At 45.4% G+C, this 22,558-nt stretch carries 22 protein-coding genes and 3 pseudogenes; 7 read left to right on the top strand and 18 right to left on the bottom strand.

The annotated features are described in order from the left end of the window. Positions 1-3: 3 nt before the first annotated feature. From ABNN70_RS09195 to ABNN70_RS09180, 4 genes and pseudogenes are all read right to left on the bottom strand, one after another. Positions 4-426 carry a GtrA family protein gene (locus tag ABNN70_RS09195; RefSeq protein ID WP_353947623.1) on the bottom strand — a complete coding sequence of 141 codons (423 nt, stop codon included), beginning with the start codon at positions 424-426 and terminating at the stop codon, positions 4-6. Then, positions 419-1,426: a glycosyltransferase family 2 protein gene (locus ABNN70_RS09190; protein ID WP_129929918.1), complete on the bottom strand. Its 1,008-nt coding sequence runs from the start codon at positions 1,424-1,426 to the stop codon at positions 419-421. The genes ABNN70_RS09195 and ABNN70_RS09190 overlap by 8 nt, the downstream gene beginning before the upstream one ends. Positions 1,427-1,533: 107 nt before the next feature. Next, positions 1,534-2,160 (bottom strand): hypothetical protein, encoded by a 627-nt coding sequence (locus ABNN70_RS09185; RefSeq protein ID WP_129929917.1) that lies wholly within the window; start codon positions 2,158-2,160, stop codon positions 1,534-1,536. Between the two features lie 430 nt (positions 2,161-2,590). Continuing rightward, a pseudogene (locus ABNN70_RS09180) lies at positions 2,591-2,826 on the bottom strand (YbaK/EbsC family protein); the annotation flags it as partial. A gap of 383 nt (positions 2,827-3,209) precedes the next feature. Between ABNN70_RS09180 and ABNN70_RS09175 the strand changes: the two are divergent. Then, entirely contained in the window at positions 3,210-3,386 is a 177-nt protein-coding gene (locus tag ABNN70_RS09175) for a YjcZ family sporulation protein (protein WP_129929915.1), read from the top strand. A 43-nt stretch (positions 3,387-3,429) separates the two neighbouring features. Here the strand turns inward: ABNN70_RS09175 and cydC are convergent, their stop codons facing one another. The 5 genes and pseudogenes from cydC to ABNN70_RS09150 all read right to left on the bottom strand — a co-directional run bounded on the left by cydC (position 3,430) and on the right by ABNN70_RS09150 (position 10,007). Then, positions 3,430-5,199, bottom strand: coding sequence for a thiol reductant ABC exporter subunit CydC (cydC, locus tag ABNN70_RS09170; RefSeq protein ID WP_353947622.1), 1,770 nt, complete (start codon positions 5,197-5,199; stop codon positions 3,430-3,432). Further along, positions 5,196-6,929: a thiol reductant ABC exporter subunit CydD gene (cydD, locus tag ABNN70_RS09165; RefSeq protein ID WP_353949416.1), complete on the bottom strand. Its 1,734-nt coding sequence runs from the start codon at positions 6,927-6,929 to the stop codon at positions 5,196-5,198. Before cydD ends, cydC begins: the two co-directional genes overlap by 4 nt. 74 nt (positions 6,930-7,003) lie before the next feature. Continuing rightward, on the bottom strand, positions 7,004-8,047 hold the full coding sequence (gene cydB, locus ABNN70_RS09160; protein WP_353947621.1) for a cytochrome d ubiquinol oxidase subunit II: 1,044 nt from the start codon (positions 8,045-8,047) through the stop codon (positions 7,004-7,006). Next, positions 8,004-9,406: pseudogene (locus ABNN70_RS09155) on the bottom strand (cytochrome ubiquinol oxidase subunit I). Before ABNN70_RS09155 ends, cydB begins: the two are co-directional and overlap by 44 nt. A 268-nt stretch (positions 9,407-9,674) precedes the next feature. Beyond that, complete coding sequence (locus ABNN70_RS09150; RefSeq protein WP_353947620.1) at positions 9,675-10,007, bottom strand: MerR family transcriptional regulator; 333 nt, start codon at positions 10,005-10,007, stop codon at positions 9,675-9,677. Between the two features lie 339 nt (positions 10,008-10,346). On the opposite strand from ABNN70_RS09150, the gene ABNN70_RS09145 reads away from it, so the two are divergent. After that, the gene (locus tag ABNN70_RS09145; RefSeq protein WP_353947619.1) at positions 10,347-10,505 is read left to right on the top strand and encodes a Fur-regulated basic protein FbpA; all 159 of its coding nucleotides are present in this window, start codon (positions 10,347-10,349) and stop codon (positions 10,503-10,505) included. A 49-nt stretch (positions 10,506-10,554) separates the two neighbouring features. Here ABNN70_RS09145 and ABNN70_RS09140 read toward each other — a convergent pair whose 3' ends face one another. Further along, positions 10,555-11,199 carry an alpha/beta fold hydrolase gene (locus ABNN70_RS09140; protein WP_353947618.1) on the bottom strand — a complete coding sequence of 215 codons (645 nt, stop codon included), beginning with the start codon at positions 11,197-11,199 and terminating at the stop codon, positions 10,555-10,557. A gap of 102 nt (positions 11,200-11,301) precedes the next feature. After that, positions 11,302-11,904: a phosphatidylglycerophosphatase A gene (locus tag ABNN70_RS09135; RefSeq protein WP_353947617.1), complete on the bottom strand. Its 603-nt coding sequence runs from the start codon at positions 11,902-11,904 to the stop codon at positions 11,302-11,304. 132 nt (positions 11,905-12,036) lie between these two features. On the opposite strand from ABNN70_RS09135, the gene ABNN70_RS09130 reads away from it, so the two are divergent. Beyond that, complete coding sequence (locus ABNN70_RS09130; RefSeq protein WP_353947616.1) at positions 12,037-12,771, top strand: alpha/beta hydrolase-fold protein; 735 nt, start codon at positions 12,037-12,039, stop codon at positions 12,769-12,771. A 141-nt stretch (positions 12,772-12,912) separates the two neighbouring features. Continuing rightward, positions 12,913-13,596 (top strand): DUF421 domain-containing protein, encoded by a 684-nt coding sequence (locus ABNN70_RS09125; protein ID WP_240697330.1) that lies wholly within the window; start codon positions 12,913-12,915, stop codon positions 13,594-13,596. Positions 13,597-14,114: 518 nt separating this feature from the next. On the opposite strand, the gene ABNN70_RS09120 is transcribed toward ABNN70_RS09125, so the two are convergent. Further along, positions 14,115-14,357 carry a hypothetical protein gene (locus tag ABNN70_RS09120; protein ID WP_129929906.1) on the bottom strand — a complete coding sequence of 81 codons (243 nt, stop codon included), beginning with the start codon at positions 14,355-14,357 and terminating at the stop codon, positions 14,115-14,117. Between the two features lie 235 nt (positions 14,358-14,592). Further along, the gene (gene fabI / locus ABNN70_RS09115) at positions 14,593-15,369 is read right to left on the bottom strand and encodes an enoyl-ACP reductase FabI (protein WP_353947615.1); all 777 of its coding nucleotides are present in this window, start codon (positions 15,367-15,369) and stop codon (positions 14,593-14,595) included. A 359-nt stretch (positions 15,370-15,728) separates the two neighbouring features. Here fabI and ABNN70_RS09110 point away from each other — a divergent pair, with 359 nt between their 5' ends. Next, entirely contained in the window at positions 15,729-16,895 is a 1,167-nt protein-coding gene (locus ABNN70_RS09110) for an FtsW/RodA/SpoVE family cell cycle protein (RefSeq protein WP_353947614.1), read from the top strand. A gap of 68 nt (positions 16,896-16,963) precedes the next feature. Further along, on the top strand, positions 16,964-17,791 hold the full coding sequence (locus ABNN70_RS09105) for an alpha/beta hydrolase (RefSeq protein WP_129929903.1): 828 nt from the start codon (positions 16,964-16,966) through the stop codon (positions 17,789-17,791). Positions 17,792-17,983: 192 nt separating this feature from the next. On the opposite strand, the gene ABNN70_RS09100 is transcribed toward ABNN70_RS09105, so the two are convergent. Then, entirely contained in the window at positions 17,984-18,529 is a 546-nt protein-coding gene (locus ABNN70_RS09100) for a GNAT family protein (protein ID WP_129929902.1), read from the bottom strand. Then, complete coding sequence (locus ABNN70_RS09095; RefSeq protein WP_353947613.1) at positions 18,523-18,858, bottom strand: hypothetical protein; 336 nt, start codon at positions 18,856-18,858, stop codon at positions 18,523-18,525. The genes ABNN70_RS09100 and ABNN70_RS09095 overlap by 7 nt, the downstream gene beginning before the upstream one ends. A gap of 146 nt (positions 18,859-19,004) precedes the next feature. Between ABNN70_RS09095 and ABNN70_RS09090 the strand changes: the two are divergent. Next, positions 19,005-19,499: pseudogene (locus ABNN70_RS09090) on the top strand (spore coat protein). A 194-nt stretch (positions 19,500-19,693) separates the two neighbouring features. Here the strand turns inward: ABNN70_RS09090 and ABNN70_RS09085 are convergent. From ABNN70_RS09085 to ABNN70_RS09075, 3 genes are all read right to left on the bottom strand, one after another. Beyond that, positions 19,694-20,011, bottom strand: a complete 318-nt coding sequence (locus ABNN70_RS09085) for a hypothetical protein (protein WP_353947612.1) — start codon at positions 20,009-20,011, stop codon at positions 19,694-19,696. 441 nt (positions 20,012-20,452) lie between these two features. Next, positions 20,453-21,634 (bottom strand): RNA-guided endonuclease TnpB family protein, encoded by a 1,182-nt coding sequence (locus tag ABNN70_RS09080; RefSeq protein WP_353947611.1) that lies wholly within the window; start codon positions 21,632-21,634, stop codon positions 20,453-20,455. A 393-nt stretch (positions 21,635-22,027) separates the two neighbouring features. Further along, on the bottom strand, positions 22,028-22,498 hold the full coding sequence (locus tag ABNN70_RS09075) for a GNAT family N-acetyltransferase (RefSeq protein ID WP_353947610.1): 471 nt from the start codon (positions 22,496-22,498) through the stop codon (positions 22,028-22,030). Between the last annotated feature and the right edge of the window lie 60 nt (positions 22,499-22,558).

The raw sequence follows: 22,558 nt of genomic DNA, 5'->3' as shown, positions 1-22,558 counted from the left end.
AGCTTAATCCCTGAACACCCACACTTTACTCAGGACAAAGTTAAACACCATTCCCACACCCGTACTGATCAGCTTATTCAGATACAGCGGGAGGAACAGAAGGCTGTGCATAACAACAAGTGTGAGGCACAGCACAGAAATATTTAAGATGACAAATTTAATGAACCGGGTTCTGGATTTCCTGGAACTGGAGAAAGTCACCTTTGCATTTAAAAAATAACTGTTTAACATCCCTGAACCGTAGGAGACGACCTGAGCTGCTGCATAAAAAATATGAATGAAATGGGTCAGCAGAAAGAAAATCAGGAAATCGACGACGGTGTTAGAGATACCGACCAGGCCAAAAATGAAGGCCTGTTTAATCACTTGCGAATTAAGCCGGCGAGCGGACGCCCTTTTCACATTTGTTCTGCTGTGATCACTCATAGCTGTGTGTCTGCCCTTGATTCAAGGGTTTTTCCTGTTTATGACTTAATGTATTCCATTCAATGGTATATCTTGGGCGTCTTTTTGTTTCTTTGAATATTTTCCCGATATATTCACCGATCACACCGATGGCAATCAGCTGCATCCCGCCCACCAGCCAGATGGACAGGATCAGCGATGTCCAGCCGCTGATCGTATGATCAAGCAGCCAGACGACAAAGGCATAGATCCCGATACCCATGCCAATCAGGACAAGAATCAGGCCAAGATTCATCACAAACTTGATCGGAGCTATACTGAATGAGGTAATACCGTCAATCGCAAAAGCGATCATTTTCTTCAATGGGTACTTAGATTCTCCGGCATATCGTTCTTTGCGGTCATAATACACCTTCGTGGATTTAAAACCCAGAAGAGGGACAATCCCTCTGAGAAACAGGTTTTCTTCTTTATACTTCATCAGTTCCGCAAGCGCACGCCGGCTCATCAGCCGGTAGTCAGCATGATTAGGAACAAGACGGACACCCATCCTGTTCATCAGTCTGTAGAATGTGAGTGCTGTATTTTTTTTGAAAAACGTATCCGTATCCCGTTTATCCCGGACGCCATAAACAATGTCATAGCCTTCATGATACTTCTCGATAAAGGCGTAGATAGCCTGAACATCATCCTGAAGATCAGCATCAATCGATATGACGCAGTCCGAGTACTTCCCGGCGGTCTCCAGACCGGCAATTAACGCACTCTGATGGCCAAAGTTTCTACTCAGTTTCAATCCCTGAACGTATTGATTAGTCAGGGTATTCTGTTCGATGATCTGCCATGTGCGGTCTCTACTTCCGTCATCAACGAACAGGATCATACTTTCCGGGCTGATCTTTCGTTCCCGGACAAGTGTATCCATTATTTCCGTTAATTCTCTCATTGTCTCCTTAAGCACTGCTTCTTCGTTATAACAGGGGACAACGATGCTTAGCTTTGTTTGATAGGCTTCCGACATCATCTACCATCTTTCTAAAATTTAATTTCCCCGTCATTTAACTTCAGTATAACTTAATTTCAGTCTGTTTCATAAAAAATGTAAATCTAACCAAATGAAGCTGCAGATCAGCGGCTGAGAACATCCACAGCAAACACTGACCAGCTTTCCATCTTCTCTTTCTTTGCTGTCAGTTCATCAAGAGTCATCCATGCTCCCGCGAGCTTGTCTTTTTCGCGAACCGATACCGTCGCGGAATCGGGGAGCTCGATGGATATAAGGACGCCAATATGAACACGTCCGACTTCTGTTGCGTCATCATTAATCAGACCGATGGTACGAAGATCCAGCCGGTTTACTCCCGTAATGTTCAGTTCTTCATCTATTTCCCGGCGCAGGTTTACGTTCAGGACCTGATGAAAATCATCTGCTCCTGCTGCCTGGTTCATGTGACCGCCCACCCCGACAGACAGTCTGCCATGCAGTCTTTTTTCTCCGCCGCCGCCAAGACGGGTATATGTAAAAAAGTGATTTCCTCTATGCAGTACAGCATACGGAATCGGCTGTTTATATTCAGGATTTTCTTCCGCATCGCCACGTCTCATTACCTGGTAATGTCTGGCCATATTATGTTCCATTTCTGAAATAGAGTCACCGGATTGCTCCGTCCCCTGAAAAGTCAGATCACTGCCCTTGTTTCCGGTGAATAGCAGTGCCCTGTTGACTACGATGATCTGTTCATCCATTTTTCCCATTTTCCATCCTCCAGACACTTGATCATTAATAAGAATGAGGGAATGGGCAGAGGTTGTCAAGCCTGCCTCAAGCCGAGGTTGAGTCTGTCCATCATGGGTGGCGCTTAGATCAGAATGAATCACACCAGCCGCACGATCCAAACGATGACAGGATCATTATTTTCTGCTTAATAAGCGGAGATTCTCCGCTTAAATGCTGAATCGAACGGGTTTCGGCGTATCATAAGCGGAGGATTTCCGATTAGGCAATGTAAAATCCACCATTTTTATGTTTTCGGAGTCAACAGGCGGAATCTCTCCGTCTATTGAAGCTCGCTTGTATCCTTTTTCCTAAGTTAAGCGGAATTTCTCCGCCTGCTCATTTCAAGAGCCACCAGGTCTTGAGCGATGTCAGGCCCATTTTCTGCGCAACGTTAGCGATTGACCGGGATCATCCTTCTTTCTTATCTTCCGGCCAGTCCTTGCAGACGTCAACCCAGGCTTTGCCCTTTCCATATGAAAAAGCTTATCCACAGTCAGTTCGATAGCGGAATGACTGCTTCCGCCTGCCGGAAAAACGGTTTTAAACCTTTTGAGCGAATCATCCATATAAACCGGCCCGTCATGTTTTACCGCGAACGGGTAGACACCGCCAATGGCATGTCCGACAAGATCAGTCGATTGCTTCCGCGGAAAGCATGTGCGCTTCTGTGAGGGCTTTTCAGGCGCACAGGATGCCTTCGTTTTTAGCCTGCGCGCATCCCCATTGATTATCAGTTGAACCCATTGGACTGCTGCGGGCAGTTAAGCCCCATCTATAATCAGACAATAAGGCACTGCTAAAACGGTCCCGGAACGAGCCCGGGGTAAATCGCAGCAAGCTCTGCCTCGCTTATCGAAGCGCGTCGCAAGTATCCCCAAAAGTGCCGTACTTCTTCAGTATCGATGTCTTTCCTTTACACAGATGCATCTGGGCGTCCGCACATCTCTTCCCGGAGATGTTATTTTTCATCGCCAAATACCCGGGGACATCATAGAATATCATATCACTTGGTAAAGGAGTGACTTGAATGGGCAACTTTGGTTTTGGCGGCTATCCGTCCAACCAGGCTTACGGCGGCTATGGGGACAGCTGTGGCTGCAAACCTCAATACCCGGTAGGCGGGGTATCCTGCGGTAACAGCTTCGCGCTGATTGTGGTTCTGTTCATCCTGTTAATCATTGTAGGCGCGGCTTTCGTTTGTTGATCGCCTGAAAAAAAATGTCCGGCTGAAACCAGCCGGGCATTTTTCATATGTCCTCATTAAATGGCGCATCAAGCATGTGTTTTAAATGATCCGGAACATCCAGCTGATAGAGCCGGCGGTATCTTGGATACGTCCTCATTAAATGACGGTGATCCCCTTTCATACAGAATCGCCCGTTTTCCATGAAGAAGATCTGATCCATTTTTTCAGCCCCTGTCAGATGATGGGTAATCCAGATCAGCGTTTTCCCTTTCAAAGTTGAGAATATCGTCTGCAGCAGCTTTTTCTCCGTGATCGGATCAAGCCCCACAGTCGGTTCATCAAGAATGACGACTGGCGTCTGTTTCAGCAGAATTCTTGCCAGGGCCAGGCGCTCCTGTTCTCCGCCGGAAAAAATCGATCCGGCTTCGTGCATCTGCGTCCGGTACCCTTTCGGTAACTGCTCAATAAGCTCATGCAGCCCGACTGCCTTGGCTGCCTGTACGAGTTCTTCTTCAGTAGCCTGCTCATTACCCAGAGCAAGGTTATTCCGGACTGACGTATCAAAAAGATGCGGGTTCTGATCCAGTACAGCAATATACTCCGACATGTTGTCGCCAAACCGGTATGCAGGTACCCCATTGAGCGTCAGAGATCCTCTGGGCGGTCTGAGCGCTCCGTAAATGGTATGAATCAAGGTCGTCTTTCCTGCCCCGCTTCTCCCGATTAATGCGACGCGCTCACCCTGCCCGATACGAAAGGAGAGATCCTGCAGTGCCCATTCGTCCTTTTTCTTATACCGATAAAAGACATGGTTCGCCTCAATGATTATTTCCCGCATATCCGGCCAGACAGGCTGACTGTCCGCAACGGAGGGGAGTTCCGGATCCCTTTTATCTACTTTAGAGAGTCTTGTAAAAGCCTCCCTGTATTGCGGCAGACGTTCAACTGCCTCTGAAACCGGGACAAATGATTCTGATATGGTAAACGTCACCAGGACAAATGCAGCGATCAGTGTGGACTGCATATGCCCGCCAGACGCCATATGTCCGGACCATATCAAGAGAAAAATAACGGCCAGTCCGATCAGCAGCTGACAGACAAAGTCACGCCAGATCTTGATCTGGTTCAGGCGTCTCGTGACGAGCATGGACTGATTTTCCAGTCCCTCATAACTGCTGATAAAATCCTTCTGACGGCCGGACATCATCCAGTCACCCGCGCCGAGAACGGCATCAGTCAGTTTGTCATACAGCCCGTGCCTGATTCCTGATAAGCGTTTATGTGCCTTCCCGGCCCACATCAGTGAGACCAGGGGAAAAACGACCAGTAAAATCAGAAAATATAAGCCCAGAAGAATCGCAAAGACCGGGTCAAACCAGCCGAGAAAGCCAATCCACAGCGCATAAATCAGAAGGGCCGTTCCCCCTGGCAGTGCGGTTCTGAGAAAAATATCCTGAAGATGCTCAATATCATCAGAAAGCACACCTAACAGATCTCCGGTACGAAACCTCGACCGGATAAACAGGGCCGCAGGTTCAAGACAGTGATACAGTCTGATACGCATTTCTGAAAGAATGCGCAGGATGGTACTGTGACTGGTCAGGCGCCCGGCATACTGGAAGACCGCACGGAAAATCCCGAAAGCACGGACACCCACAATCGGAACATAAATCATCAGGATGTTTTCCGGCTGAAGGGCCGCTTTTGAAATCAGGTACCCGGATGTAAAGAGCAGTCCGGCTGCACAAAAGAGTGCGAAGAACATCAGAACGGCTGAAAGAACGAGCCCTCTCCAATGTTTCTGTGCATAAGGTACAAACCATTCTTTCATGATTGTCCCTCCAATTGTGACCGTACCAGACGGGTGTACACACCATTTTTGCGGATCAGTTCATCCTGCGGCCCGGATTCAACAATCCGGCCCCTGTCAATGACCAGAATACGGTCCATCTGATCCATCCAGTGCAGTCTGTGTGTTGCCATTAATACAAGTTTCCCCTTGAACAAACGGATCATCGTCTGTTTCAGTTCATACTCTGTTTCAATGTCGAGATGCGCGGTAGGTTCATCAAGCAGCAGAACCGGCCGGTTACATAGAAAAGCCCGTGCCAGAGCGACTCGCTGTTCCTGGCCACCGCTTAATGGCCTTCCGCCTGCGCCAATTTTCTCATCAAGCCCGCCCGGAAATTCCTCCACCAGCTGATCCAGTCCGGCGGCGCGAACAGCCTCCCGGATCTGGTTTCCGGATGCATCCGGCTGATAAAAGGCGACATTTTCGCCAAGGGAGGCGCTGAAAATATAGGGATGCTGGGGAATATAGGTCACCTGTTTTCTCCAGGCTCCTGAAGCAAATGATCCGGGTACGCCATTGACTTCAATATGACCGGATGCCGTGGCCAGAAAACCACCGATGACATCAATTAAAGTCGACTTCCCCGCCCCGCTGGATCCAATGATCCCGATGGTTTCATCACCCCGTGCGGAAAAAGAGATATCATTCAGTGCCTTTTTCCCGTTGCTGTCCTGATAAACCGCCGAGACCTCATTCAGTTTCAGAATCGCGTGATCTGACCATTGCCACCGGTCGGCACTGGCCTCTTCCCCTGTCGTCTCTTCTTTTTCTTGCTGAGGGGCGATATGATTGATTTTTTCAGCAGCTTCCTTCCCGTCCAGAGTCGCGTGGTAGTCCTGCCCGAGTTCACGGACAGGCGTAAAATATTCAGGGGCCAGAATCAGTACAGTGAGCGCCGGCTCGAGTAATATATGCCCGTCAATCAGCCGGAGACCCAGAGCAACAGCGACAAAAGCTATAGACAACATGGTAAAGAAATCAAGTGCAAATGAGGAAAGAAAAGCAAGTTTCAGCGTCCCCATCGTCATCTTTCTGTATTTATCACTGACTCTCTCAATGGTTTTGGCATGAATTTTTCCAAGTCCCAGATAGCGCAGGGTCGGCAGTCCGCGAAGCGAATCCAGGAAGTGGTTGGAGAGCACGCGGTAAGAAGCCCACCTGTCATCCATCTTTTTCTGCGCGGCGAGTCCGAGCAGGATCATAAAGATAATCAGAACAGGCATGGTCAGAAAAAGGATTAAAGCGGACAGCCAGTCTTTTGTCAGGACATAGACCAGAATCATCAGCGGCAGGATCCCGTTCGCAACGATTTTTGGAATAAACAGCTCCAGGTAATGACGCACCTGCGCCACGCCTTCAAGGGTCAGCGTGACAAGTGTCCCGGATCCGCCTGTTCTGATCTGTTCCGATCCTGTGAAAAATAATCTGTTCAGGAACCTTTTCCGCATCGACTTACTGGTGCGCTCAGCAAAGCGAAAAGAAAGAGATTTAATCGTTAAGACACACAGATGCCTGATCGCCAGAACAATAAAAAAAAGAACGATCTGATTGCCCATTGAAGAAATCGATCGTCCTGTAAAAAGATCGGACACAAGACCGGCTAACAGCCCAGCCTGGCCGATAATACACAGCCCTTCGATTAAAGTCAGAAAAGCTGCTGAGACAAAGAGACGCCTGGCACCAGGATAAGTTAATATATCGCGATCCATAGACATGCTTGGCAAAAACCCGTGCTGGATGTCAGGATGGCCAAGCGTTCACGTCCTTTCTATCTGATTCTGATTTAATATTGTAAGGTTTCCTTCTTCGTAACTCTCTTTCTGAATACATAATAACTCCAGATCGAATAGCCGATAACGAATGGCAGAAGCGTCAGTGCGACAATCGTCATAACCGTCAGAGAATATGAACCGGAAGCTGCATTGTAAATGGTCAGATTATTAGCCGGATTGATGTTACTGATCATGACTCTCGGGAAAAGTCCGATGAAGAGAGATCCGACGGTCAGAAGGATCACACCGGCGTTCATGCCGAATGCCCAGCCGTCACGCTTTTTCGACAGAAAGACGGCGGACAGGATGAGCGCCAGGACATCGACCGCATAAATCGGGTACAGCAAGGCGCCTCTGAGTTCAAAAATGTCAGTCACAAAGAATGAAACGACGATAAAGGCAACAGCAGCTGCGGCAAGCACCCAGAAAAGCCTTTTGGCGAGGCTCCGTGCCCGTGCCTGAATGTCTTCATCCGTACGCAGGCACAGGTAGACCAGGCCATGATAAAGGCAAAGGAGCGTAATCAGGACCCCGCCGAGCACGGTGTACGGATTGACGAAGCTTGTAAACACACCATGCATATTCATCTTACTGTCAATAGGCAGGCCATAAACGAGTGCTGAGAAGACAACGCCCCAGAGGAAGGGCACGAGCAGGCTGGGAATAAAAATGGCCCAGTCCCACGTCCCGGTCCACTTTGGATGCGCGACCTTGGCGCGAAATTCGAATGCCGTACCCCGGGCGATCAGAAGCAGCAGCATGACCACGAGCGGAATATAGAACCCGCTGAATAATGTGGCATACCAGTTGGGAAAAGCGGCGAACATCGCCCCGCCGGCCGTAATCAGCCACACCTCATTAGCATCCCAGAACGGTCCGATCGTATTGACCATAATGCGTCTTTCCAGCTGATCTCTGGCAACAAACCGCGTCGCCATGCCCACACCAAAATCGTAACCTTCCAGAAAGAAAAAACCGACGAACAGAACAGCAATCAGTATAAACCACAGCTCATTGAGTGACAACGTGATATCCCTCCCCGTCAAATGGATCATTCGACTGAACCGTTTCTTTATTATCCAGTGATGGTCCCTGTTTAATGACACGAGCAAACAGGTAAATCATAACAACAGCCAAAATGGTATACATACTCATAAACGCAATGATCGAAAAAAGCAGGGCACCGGCTGAAACATTTGGCGATACGCTCGCTGCCGTCTGCATGAAACCAAATACCGTCCATGGCTGGCGTCCAATTTCTGTCATGATCCAGCCCATCGTCCCGCCGATAAACGGAACAGCAATCGAGGCGACCATGCAGTGCAGGAAGAATCTGCTCTTAACCAGTTTGTTTCTCCAGGCAAGAATGGCGCCGATAATAGCCAGGAGGCACAGAATGCCGCCCATTATGGTCATAATGCGGAAGCTCCAGAAGGTCGTCCGCACAGGAGGAATATAGTTGCCCTCGCCGTATTTTTCAACATACTGTTTTTGCAGGCTTTCCATCCCTTTTACACTTCCACTGAATTTACCATAGGACAGATAGCTGAGCAGATAAGGAATTTTTATTTCAGCTGAATTCTCATGATTCTTTGGATCAATTGAAGCCGTTACGGTCCACGCTCCCGGATCTCCGCTGTCCTTCCAGAGTGCTTCACTCGCAGCCATCTTCATAGGCTGTGTCTGTACGAGGTACTGCGCCTGAAAATGACCGAACAGGGTGAGCGCAAGACTCGAAATCAGACCGACGACAATAGCGATTTTGAATGATTTCTTATAGAAATCAATATGCTTTTTCCTGAGCAGGACAATCGCGCTGATTCCCGCGACAACAAAAGCACCCGTCGCAAACGATCCGAATACAGTATGCGGAAATTCTACCAAAAATTGAGGATTGGCCAGCAATGCGAAGAAATCGTTCATCTCCGCCCGCCCATTATTAATGGTGAATCCGACGGGATGCTGCATAAAAGAGTTTGCTGTGAGAATCCACAGTGCTGAAAGAATGGTACCTGCCGTCACAAGCCAGATACACGCCAGATGTGCGCCCTTTGAAAGACGGTCCCAGCCGAAAAGCCAGATGCCAATAAATGTTGACTCTATGAAGAAGGCAAGCAGCGCCTCAATAGCCAGCGGCGCACCGAATACATCACCCATGAACCGGGAGTATTCCGACCAGTTCATGCCGAACTGAAATTCCTGAAGAATCCCCGTTACAACACCTATTGCGAAGTTGATCAGAAGCAGTTTCCCCAGAACTGAGCCATTTTCTTATAAACCGGATTTTTCTTGGCGACATACATCGTCTCCATGATTGAGACAATCAGTACAAGCCCGATGGACAGCGGTACGAAAAAGAAATGAAAGATGGTCGTTGCCGCGTACTGAAATCTCGCCAGGCTTAAGACATCCATACATACGTCCCTTCTCTCTTTTCAAATAAATTTAGGAAGACATGTAAACGGTTAAATAATTGAACACCTGTAAATGTAACATCTGTCACACTTATTACTTTACAACTTCCCCGGTATGAATCTAAGCCGGTTTTCGCAAATAATTATGACTCTTCTATGTACGTTTTATGAATAATTTGTGAATAACCCACTGATTTTTACATGATTGGAAAATTTCTGCATCATCATCCTCTTTCTGACAAAAAAAATCCGGCCACTGCCGGATCACTCAGTCCCGTTTGTTAAAATAGGCGTTCAGCTGACCGCGAATCATCCTCTCCCTCAGTTTACTGTCTACCTTTTTGTTATCTTTCTTCTGCATTTCCTTACGTAATTCCGATGTCTGCATTCCATCCTCCATTTTATTGGCTATATCCATCAGTGTTTCAACATCGGAGAAGGAATATTTTCTGTTTCCGCGGTCTGATCGTTCAGGGAAAATTAATTTCCGCTTCTCATAGTAACGAATCTGGCGCTCGCTCAAACCTGTCAGTTCACAAACTGTCCCGATAGTAATGACCTTCTTAAACAGATAGGCGTCCTTCTTAGAGTGATTAGCCACTTTATCTCCTCCACAGATTCTTTTTTCCCGAAATTCTGATTTGTAAGATTATATTACATCAAATCATTCGGATTGACAAGAACCTTGTTAGATCATATAACAAACAAGTGGACAGTTTATCTGTTATTTCGTAGAATTTACTCGGTGTGAATCAGACATATTTAAACGGGTATCCTGGGATGCGGGCCTCTCAGTGACAGCAATCCGTGCAGCCCCGCGAATAGATAACTGTTACCGTATCCGGCGTGAACCCGGAAGGTTATCTGACCTGACCCAATAAGCATGCAGCCTTACTTCTCATAACAGGACTCAGGGACAGTGAAAGGAAGGGACAACAGCATGTCAGACAGAACAGCAAATGCCATCGATCGAAAAAAAGAATTTCTCATTGAAAAATTATTAGGCAGAGGGATATATAAAAGGAGAAACCAACAGCTCTATGAATTGTCGGTTAAAGAACTGGAAAATGAATACCGTAAATCGTGCAGAGCGAACTAAAAAACGCCGGGCCATCATTTGCGGCCGGCGTTTTACTTATCCGATCACCTTATTCTCCGTACCCGGCGTCATCGTGATCTGTCGGACCGGGGACCCTGCCATGAAGACAGACATCAAGAATCCATGGCCATGGCCCGTATCCCGTTCTCAAATTGATATGTCCCATGTCGGGCAGCAGAATAATCGGCACCTGGTACACCGTATAGTCGAGAATCGAATGATCCGGCAGAAAAGGATCTGTTGATGAAGCGACAATCACGGTTCGATCTGCAGCCGACTGAAGGATGCCTGTCTCTGCCGGAAACGGGTAAAAACGTTGCACACTTTCTTCAGCCTGACGTTCCTTCTCCGGTGAATCAGGGAAAAATACACGAAGAGCGCCCGTCCTCAGATGTGGCGATGGCGGTGATACAAGAATCACCCTGGCAGCTTTTCTGCCCGCTTTCAGAGCCGCATAATGAAGCCAGAGCACGCAGCCGAGACTATGCGTCACGACGACCAGCTTCTCTTCTTTAATTCTGTCCATGGTCTCTTTTAACGCAGACAGCCAAGTGTCTTTATCCGGATGAAACCAGTCAGGCAATTGTGGGAAATAGACAGGAAAGCCTGCTTTCCGCAGCTTTTTTGCCAGCCACTCCTGCCAGTGACCCTCTGTACTTCCGCCAAAACCATGTATGATAAGAAAAGCAGTCACAGTCATCGCCCCATTCTGCATTTATCCAATCGTATTACTGAGAATTACGGATATTATAACAAAAAAGCACAGAAACGAAAAGATTCGATTCCGTGCTTTCGATTATTTTTTCCTTTTTTTAAATCGCTTTTCCTCTTCGTCTCTGACACGATGTGCCAGCCGGCTGGATGCATCGGCGGCAATACTTGCAACAAGGTCGTCGAGGAATGTGTTCACCCGGCCGCCCTCTTCCAGATCGAGCTTGCCGATGATCTTCGGCTTCACTTTATCCAGATAACCAAAGGTCGTGGCGGCAATGCTGCCAAAACTGGAGACCGCCCCGAGCGCAATGGTTTCATCAACACCAAACAGACCTTCATCCTGATCTACGAGCGACTGCAGCGGCTCAGACAGCCTCTTCTTTTCCGCCAGTTTATCTAACTCAATGCCCACCAGGATAGCGTGCTGTAATTCACGTTTTGCCAGCGCGCCGTGCACATTCTCCTCACATTCCTCTTTGGTAAGATGCGGCATGAACGGCTTCTGAAGATCATACACGATTTCCGCTATATCCGAAACCGTGACGCCTCTTTCCTTTAACGCTCGAACGGCAGCTTCGGAAACCGCATGAGATGTGACCCTTTTTTTATGCGCAGAATAAAAAGTAGCGTCATCCGGCAGGCCGGGAGCATATGTCAGGCTCTTTAAATATTTTTCTTCCTTCATTCTATCTCTGTCTCCTTTCACAGACCACGATGAATCGATTTACCCGGCTGAAAATATCTCCGGACACAGATCTTCCGGTAGACAGTGTATGCTAATATATAATATAAAATGACTTTCTGGAGTGATCAAAAAATGAAACTATCCGGACAAATGTCAGATATGCAGATAGAAAGCAAATCCCTGAATCGAATACTTCCTGTTATTTGCTACACTCCTCCTGATTACACCACATATCAGAACTATCCTTTACTGATCGCTCAGGATGGACGGGACTATATTCAAATCGGACGCCTGGCCAGTACGGCAGATAAATGGATTACAGGTGGAGTAATCCGGCCAGTGATTATCGTTGCCATTCCCTACGAAACCCCGGCATCACGATGGGATCTCTACTATCCTGAAGGTTCGCTGTATCAGGCATACCTTTCTGCGTTATCTGAAGACGTGCTCCCGATTGTCGCGTCGACGCGGTCAATCAGTGAAGCACCAGAAGACCGCACATTAATCGGCGACTCTCTGGGTGGAACGATCTCCTTGATGACAGCGCTTAACCGGCCGGATCTGTTTGACAGTGTCATCATGCAGTCCCCTTACTGCGGCAGCCGTAAGATGATGCAGCAGATCAGATCGGCCACGCAATTGCCTTCATTCATCTATCATTCAACAGGAAGAGGCGAAACGGCGGTGAAAACGACAAGAGGGACAACGGAAAACTTTCTGGAACCCAATCGTGAACTGCACCGCATCCTTTCCAGTCGCGAACCTGATCACTATATTTTTGTAGAAAGTGGCGGAATTCATACGTGGCGATTCTGGCAGCCGGATATAAAACGTGCCCTGATTGAAAAATATGGTTTAAAGATGTAACCATTATATCATAGCGCACCACTGATCCACGATGCAAGGAGACTGCCCGGTCACCCGATGCATAATCCATACCGGAATGTACATGATAAGTCAGGCTTATATTCAGTTGCCGGCATGTACTTGTGAGGAGGGTCACTCGCTTTGGAGTCGTTCGGATCCATCATGATTGAACTTAGTGTGGGATTATTCGGGTTGATTTTATTGACAAAGGTGATGGGCAGGGCATCCATGTCGGAAGCCACGCCTTTTGATTTTATTTCCATGATCGTTGTCGGCGACTTCGTCAGCGGTGCAATATATGACCCTGAAACGCATATCATCAAAATCCTGTTTGCTATTTTCTTCTGGGGCGTGCTCATCTTTCTGATCGATTTTATCACCTTAAAATTCCATCTTTCCCGCGGTTTCTTCGAGAGTCAGCCTGCACTCGTCATCAGTAACGGCAAGATCAACAGACAGGAACTGAAAAAAAATAAAGTAGATATAAATCATTTGCAGATGCTGCTCCGTGATCGAAATATCTTTTCTATAAAAGAAGTTCAATTCGCCGTTCTTGAACCTAATGGAAAAGTATCAATCATTAAAAAACCGGAATTAGATCAGGCGACACGCCGCGATCTTGATCTGCCTGCCCGTTCCGTTACCCTTCCGATAACGCTGATCAGTGACGGGATCGTGATCAAACGAAATTTGAGTCGGGCGGGAAAGAGTGAAGCGTGGCTGAATCAGGAACTGAAACGACTGAACATTGATAAGCCTGAAGACGTGATGATTGCCGAATGGACAAAGGAAGAAGGCCTCTTTGTCCAGTCTCGTTCAGAATAAGGGAAACTTCAATCAGTGGGGGAGCTTTATCCCCACTGATTGTTAGTTGAACCCATCGGGCGGCTGCGGGCAGTTATCCCCACCCGGTGCCAGTCATTTACCCTCATTACTTTGAGGTGGGGGTTTTACTGCCCGTTAATGCGGGATAAAGTGAAACTTCAATCAGTGGGGGAGCTTTATCCCCACTGATTGTTAGTTGAACCAATCGGGATTTTACGGGCAGTTATCCCCACCCGATGCCAGTTCATTTACCCTTATGACCCTGAGGTGGGGGGCTTACTGCCCGTTAATGCGGGATAAAGTGAAACTTCAATCAGTGGGGGCGCTTTATACCCCACTGATTGTTAGTTGAACCAATCGGGATTTTACGGGCAGTTATCCCCACCCGATGCCAGTTCATTTACCCTTATGACCCTGAGGTGGGGGTCTTACTGCCCGTTAATGCGGGATAAATGCATGCAGGAAAATAATCCGGCCCGTTTTCTGACCCGGACCGGGATTGATCAGGATGCTATTGTTTATTTTTCTTCTTTCGCTTTGGCATCCTCATGTTCTTCAGCAGGGCCCTCTGCTCTTGTTTCCTGTTCGTGAAATGTCCCCGGTATTGGAAATCCCCAGATATCCCGTCTGACAGGATGTCTGACTCCTCTGTCAAAATCGGAATGGGGATGCCGGCTGTTTTGCTGAAAAACCACTTCATCCGCTTTGATGATCAGTTTATCGACATGAATCGTTTTCGGTTCTCTTTTCTCCTCAGGCAATTTAATTCCCTCCCGCAAATGGTTTCGTGACACTATATGCACCTGCCTGTGTTCCGGTATAGTCATCGGCCCATTTTCGATCTCGAATGAAGAAAGACTGACCGCCTCGCGAGTAGCCGGCCATCAGGGAGCTTGCGTTATTGCGAATTTTTTTATCATATCTTAAGTGTGAACTGAAAAAACGTCCCCGGCCTCAGGATGAGGACAGGGACGTTATTCCGGACAGCATGCCGTATCAGAGTCCGACAATATTAAACCCGGCATCGACATGAATCGTTTCGCCGGTGATGTTTTTTGCAAGATCACTGAAAAGGAACAGGGCCGTGTTGCCCACATCTTCCGGGCTGATCGAGCGCCTTAGCGGTGCTTTCTCTTCGATCACCTTCAGTACATTGTTAAAGCCGGAGATGCCTTTTGCAGACAAAGTCCGGACAGGGCCGGCGGAGATCGCATTGACACGAATATTATCCTTACCCAGGTCACCTGCCAGGTATTTGACACTGGCATCCAGGCTTGCTTTGGCTACACCCATGACATTGTAGTTGGTCACAACCCGCTCACCACCAAGATAAGTCATCGTGACGACGCTGCCCCCTTCCGTCATCAGGCCTCTGGCTTCCTTCAGAACTGCTGTGAGAGAATAAGCGCTGATATTCTGAGCCAGGAGGAAACCCTCACGTGTCGTATTCATATATTCGCCGCCCAGTTCCTCTTTTCTGGCGAAAGCGATGCAATGAGCGAGTCCATGAATCACCCCGGCATCTTCTTTAATTTTTGAGAAAGTCGTTTTGATTTCTTCATCACTTGTCACATCGCACGGGTAAAACAGACTTTTTTTACCATGAAGAGTAGCTGCCAGCTTTTCAACCGACTCACGGAACCGTTCATTATTGTAGGTAAAAATCAGTCTGGCTCCGGCCCGGTCGAGTGCCTGAGCGATTCCCCAGGCAATACTTCTTTTATTTGCCACACCCATCACCACATAAGTGCGTCCTTCAAGTGTCAGTTCCATTTTCAAACCTCCCAGATATGTATCCTGAGGGTATTATATCATTTAATAGGTGCACGCGTCCTGACCCGATCCGCTTGATCAATGATTCACATGGAAAACAGGCATCGGCAAATATTTTTGACGTCAGCGATCATGGATAGTCAGGAAAACAGAATTGATTAACGAATATTATTTTAATGAGCGCATCCCCCTCCTTATTTCTTTTTTATTGACTTTAAGCTATGATTGGTAAAGTGCAGTTGACTTGTTTACATGATAAGAACGTAAAAAATATGCGAATTAGTGTGAGGGTAACTATGGCTCAGCAGGCGCCAGTTTTTCTTCATTAAACAGGAATCACAGTATAAAGGGATATCATTATGAACAGAAATGTGTTATCAAAAATTGACTATACAATGGTTTTTATCATCTTTCTTTTTGCCTGTATCAGTTTTATTTCCATATATTATGCACCTCTGGATGAAACAGGCAGTCGGGCGATGAGCCTTGCCTATCGGCAGATTGGATGGTATATATTCAGTTTTCTGATTGCTTCTTTAATTATGATCATGGACTATGATCGATTAAAACGCATGCACTGGATATTTTACGGATTGGGCATGTTTCTGCTTTTCGGGCTGACTCTGGCTCAGCTCGGGCTGCCGATTCCACTGGTTGATGATTCACATGGTGCCTGGAGCTGGTATGCACTCCCTGGTATCGGTCAGCTTCAGCCGTCAGAATTTATGAAACTGTTCTTGATTATCTCTCTGGCTGCAACGATCGATAAGCATAATGAACAGTATCAGATTCGCGGTATGAGAGAGGATCTTCTGCTGATTGGGAAACTGGCTCTGATTTCGCTTCCACCGTTTATACTCGTTTTTATTCAGCCGGATCTTGGTATGTCTCTGGTCTTTTTCAGTATCATTGTATCGATGATCATCGTTAGCGGGATCAGCTGGAAATTAATCACGGCAGTCATGGGAATGATCGTCAGTGGCCTTGTATTTTTCGTGATCAGCTGGTTTAAATTTCCTTTTATTATTGATCTGATACTGAAAAGTCACCAGAAAGACCGTTTCCTTGCCTGGCAGAATCCTTATCAGTTCAGAAACGAACAGGGATATCAGCTGATACAGTCACTGAATTCTATCGGTTCCGGTGAATTTTTCCATCACGGCTATAATGCGGCCATTTCACTTCCTGAAGCCTATAATGACTTTATTTTTTCTGTCATCGGCGGAACATTCGGTTTCGTCGGTGGAGTGACCGTCGTTCTGCTGTATTTCTTACTGATCTCGCGAATTGTCCGGACAGCAGTCGATACCCATGATCCGTTCGGAAGTTATATGTGCACCGGTATCGTGGGCATGATCATGTTCCAGGTCTTTGAGAATATCGGTATGACGATCCAGATCATGCCAATTACCGGTCTGACGCTGCCCTTTCTGAGCTATGGAGGCAGTTCCTTGTTGTCGAGTATGATCTGTATTGGAATCGTGCAGAGTGTGCGAATACAGACACAAAAGTTTATGTTCACGTAAGTGCAGAAAAAGGCGCGGGGAGCGGCCTCTTTCTTTGCGGTTTTTACGAGTGGAGGTGAACGGATATAGTGAATGTACATGAAGAAAAGGGAATTTTTAAAGCAACAGGTGCTAACGTGTATTATGAAACGAAAGGCATCGGTGAGCACTTACTATTCATTCATGCAGGTATTGCCGATTCTCGTATGTGGGATCATGAATTTCATGTATTGGCAAACCACTTTTGTGTCGTCCGATTGGATCTTCCAGGATATGGATTAAGCGAATTTGTTGGTGGAAACTTGTCTTATAATAAGATGATTCATGAACTGCTTCATCATTTGCGTATCAACAAAGTCCATATCCTCGGAGCTTCTTTTGGAGGAAAAATAGCGATTGACTATTATCTGGATCACCCTGAAAGTTGCTTGAGTTTAGCGCTGTTATCCCCTGCTATAGGTGGATGGAAAGATTCTTTGTTTCTGCAACAATTTGAAAAAGAAGAAGAGCATTTATTAAAAAATGGCAAAAAAGAAGAAACTGCTCTCCTTAACTACAAGACATGGGTACTGGGAGGGAGAGAGCCGAACGCTGTAGACCCAAAGATTAAAGACTTAGTAACAGATATGCAGATGCAATCCTTAACGAAACCAGAGCCAGATGCTCCTTGTGTTGAAATTGAAGCAGAGGACAATATTACCAAAATAAAAGATATTAAGATCCCGGTCCTCCTGATAAATGGGGCTTATGATATTCAGGATTTCCGTGATATTTCCAAATTTATATGCAAAGAAATACCTTCCGCTCAAAGATTGGTCCTACCCGATGCGGGACACCTGGCAAATTTAGAGTCTCCAGAACGATTCACTGAGATTGTTTTAAACTTTTTTCTGAAGAATACTCATCGGTCAGAATAGGCAATGATTCATTGGTGAAAATTCACTTGACAGCGTTTGTGAACCTGTGAATCAGATTTCGATCATGCTTAGTTTGGCTTTTACTTTTCGTGAATGATTCCACCCAATTTTATCGTCGCAAAAAAACAGCCCTTCAGTTCGAAGGGCTGACTACGGAAGAAATCTGTTTCAATCCGCTGTCATTGACAATACTCATTCATTCTGTGTCCGCAGCAGACCCATGACGATTGTGTCATAATAGCTACCGTCAACATATTCATTGTCTCTGAGACGCCCCTCGATGATGAACCCGCATTTCTGATAAGCCTTGATTGCCCGGTGGTTGCCGCTCCAGGTATCCAGCTGAACGCGTCTCAGATTCATACTGCGGAACAGATGACGGATTAATGTCCGCATGGCATCCGTTCCGTAACCATGGTCCCAATAGTTGCTGTCGCCAATCGATATCCCGATGGTAGCCGCCCGTGTGACCAGATTGACATCGCGATAATCGCACTGGCCGATGTGCTTTTCATCATCCAACGTATAAATTGAGAAGACACAGCCTTCCTTCTTATCGACCGTCGTAAGGTTTTTTTCATATGATGCTTCCATCGTTTCGAGCGGCGTGTTGTTGAATGAAAAAGACCATGAACCTGCAGCCAGATTGGCGAACGACTCAAGATTTCTCCATTGATACTGGTTTTTCAAATCCGACCGGGAAACCGGCCTCAATTCGATTTTTTCTCCCGTTAACAATGTGATGCCTTCCCTTCATAAAAAATTGAACGACCTGACGTGATCTGATAGCGAAGAGTTGTTGCATAAGACATCACACCTTTCATTTTGGAATACATAAATAATACCATAATTCTGAACTTTTTACAGTTGATCGGACTGAATCCGGACTTGGTTACCCTGATATAGTTTTCCATCGTCCCGCATTTCTCACAGTCAGAAAGATTTGTTGGGAGGAGCAGCATCACAACAAAGGGATGCGTGAAGAAGAGTTCATTGGCCGGGGGAACGGATTGAATGATGACTATTCTCGGCTTGTCCCGGGACTTCACCTGAAACATCTCCAACAAGGACCATGACCCTTGGAATATTTATGATTTTACTCATCATGATAACCTCCAGAATACAAGCCCAATTGATACGAGACAAAGTCCCGATGATGTTCCCCTGAAAAATTTAACAAGGTACATTCCCCCGAGGAGGAAAATAAATGAACATGATAAACAAGGATCATGATGGACAGCAGCAACATCTAGCCTGGCACGAGACCCTTGACATGCACGAACTTGTCGCTTTTCAATCGATCAGTCTGATGCGATAGAAGTTCGCCCGTCCAATGGTGCACGATCCTGAACTTAAACAGATTTACATGAAAGCAATTGACGGAATCAGCAACAATCTCCGCGAATTACTTCAGTTTTATCCGTATGTACCACAACCAGAACGTGTAGCGCTTGATCCAGCATTTTATGCCGGAAATCTGTTAGGTTTCGCCAAAACGTCAGTCAGAAGTTATGCGATTGCAATTACCGAAACGGCAACCCCAGCACTCAGGCAGGTATTGACTCGACAAATGCTTGCTGCCATCGACCTTCATGCCACCGTTTTCAATTACATGCTGGAACGCAACTACTATCCTTCCTATGACTTAACTCAACTTTTACAGAATGATGTAAACCTGGCAAACAAGGCACTTTCATATCAGCATTAAAGCAGGAATTGATCCTGCTTATCCATTTTTTTACTGACTACAGGCGGAATTTACCGTTGTACGAAGAGAAGCACTTGTTTGAGAAGAACTGTTAGCTTTCCATGCTGCCGATGAGAGAGGTCTTCATAGCAGCATACATCTTACTTTAGACAGGCAGAGAGAAATAATGGCATCATCTATCTGGAAGACAGTTATTACAAATGACTCTCTTCTTTTTTGCTATAAATTTCATAAGCAAAATACCCAAATAAAAGACCTATCCCAGGTCCCCAGGTCATTGCAGATAGTAAGGAAATTAGTGAAAATATACTTAAGAGTAGAGCAACAGCAAAACCAATCATCATTCCGAATGGTATTAAACTATCTAAAAAAATTTGTGCGTCTTTTGTTTTTTTCTTACCCAATGTACCTTTCTTATATTTATGTTTCATTCTTAAAATTACAAATACTGCAATCCCACCAACAATTACAACAGGCCATACAGTAAGTGCAATATCCAATGCTAAGCCCATATTATAATCCCCCTCTCTTTCGCTTTTTCAATTTATTCAATTTTAACGTAACTGTTGTACGAAGGGAAACACTTGTTTGATAAGTACTGTTCAGAGCTTTCCATACTGCCGATAAGAGAGGCCTTCATAGCAGCATACATCTTACTTTAGACAGGCAAGGAGAAATAAATATCCTGCTCTGTACTTAATTTCATTTTTTTGCGTCAGTTTCTCCTTTATGGGCTATTTGCCCGGGCACTAAATAGCTTGTTGCCTGATTCAAGATCCATCTCCATAATGGTGCTCGAGTAGCTCAGGTATGGCAAACTAAATTTAAAGGTTCTTTGAATAAGCGTAGACTCGCGTCAATCGTCTTAAAATCTTTACCATTATTATAGAATTTGTGAACCTCACACGACTCAAGTCGTGTGCTTCTGGGAACATTGCACACTTACCTAACGTTCAGGCAGAGGTCACAACTCTTTTACCAAGGCTCGTCCCGAGCCGAAGAATATTCTTTGCTGCGTTAATATCTCTATCGTGATGGTGCCCACAGCCAGGGCATGTCCAGTCCCTTATGTCTAACGTATGCTTTCCGTCATCATAACCACATTCCGAGCATATTTGTGATGTCTTATAGGGATTGACAATGACTAATTTTTTACCACACCATGCACATTTGTATTCAAGCATCCGTCTCATTTCCCGCCAGGATTGATTAACAATTGCTCTGGATAATTTGTGATTGCGTAGAAGATTTTTTGCTTTCAAATCTTCCATGACAATGACATCATTATCTTTAACTAATTGCATTGTAATTTTATGGAGATAGTCATTGCGTTGATTAGTCATTTTCTCATTGTATTCAGCAACCATTAATTTGGCCTTTTTATAATTTTTAAAGTCATCGAGGCATCTGGGATTAAGTACCTTATTATGCTTATCCCATGCGATTTCTTTCTGAGCTTGCAATCTACGTCTAGCTAACCGTTTCTCCCAGTAATATTTCTTTTTGGCTAAGATTTTGTCAAAACGAATGGTAGGGAACTTAATACCATCCGATCCAATGACTAAATCGGCAACACCCAGGTCAATACCTAATTGCCTTCCTGTTTTGTTGAATGTTTGGTTTTCATATTCAACAAGCAGCACAGCATAATATTTTCCTGTTGGTGATAGACGAACAGTTACTGATTTAATTTTTTCAGGGATTTTAATTCCTGCTTTGAATCTCACAATTCCTAATTTCGGTAATTTAACATGATGTTTATTAACTTGTTTAATGTTTTTACCTACACATTTTGATTGAAAACTTTGTTTCGGATATTTCTTTGATTTAAACTTTGGAAAACCGGTATGTTCTTTGAAAAACTTTTTATATGCTTCCACCAGATCATGATTCGTACATTGTAAACTGGTACTCTCAGCATCTTTTAACCATGGATACTCAATCTTCAAGGCTTTAAGCATGTTATTCAATGCAAAAGCGTTAAGAAAAGAAGAGTCAGGATTGTTGCGGTATCGTTCAATCATCATGTTTAACATCTGATTCCACACAAAACGGTTATAGCCAAAGTTTAATTTAATTTTAAGTTTTTGTTCTTTGTTAGGATATATTCTTAACTTTAAACCCTTTAATACCATTGTTGTTTCACCTCTTTTCTTTAACTATAATATATCATGATGTTATTGTCTTGTAAAGATTATGATTAAATGTTATTATAGTCATGAGGTGACAATGATATGGGTACGATAGCGAGTAACAAAACAAGAACACTATTGACCATTGAGAAAGACTTAAAGAAAGAGTTGGAACAAATAGCCAAAGAACAAAACAGATCATTTAACAATTTAGTGATTACAGTATTGAAAAGATACGCCGATTCATCTCATGGCTGAAGTCACGAGTGTTCTCGGCTAATAATAAAGGAAAAAATGCCCTATCTCGTCACTCAAATGACGAGTTTGCGGTCATGGACTTCTTATCCATGAGATCATGATTGCCGTGTATCATGATAAGCATGAGACCGGATGATATCATTTTTCAAAAATCTTTTTCATCTTTAAAAAGGGATAGTGACCGCCGTTTGTTTCCTGAATATATGTTTCAACCGGCTGAAATCCTGCTTTCTCATAAACTTTTACTGCCCGTTGGTTAAAAGTCGCAACGGATAACATGATTGTTTTCGGTGCATGCTGTTTTCGTGTCCATTCAATACAAGCCTGAACAAAAGATAAGCCTTGACCGTGCCCTGTCAGCTCAGGCTTCATGCCCAGACCGATCTCTACTGTTGTTGTATCCACTCGACTGACAGACAAGAATCCAATTAACGTTTGATTTTCGATCACGGCATAACAGCTTTCCCCTCGTTTTTCTGAATCTATGAATTCGGCAAGGTCTTCCGGATCCGATTCCATGTCATAGAATGCATAGATTCCTTCATAATGCCAGTTGTAGGCGATCTCTTCCGCCTGTTGTTGATTCATGACCTGAAACTGATAGTCCATCTCGTATACCCTCACTTTTAATTACCGGAACGCATGCTTTTACATCTGCCGGATTCTATG

The sequence above is a fragment of the Sporolactobacillus sp. Y61 genome, from assembly GCF_040529185.1.
Classification (GTDB): Bacteria; Bacillota; Bacilli; order Bacillales; family Sporolactobacillaceae; genus Sporolactobacillus.
Note: the sequence above shows the minus strand (reverse complement) of the source record. Positions and strands in the feature narration are given on the sequence as shown.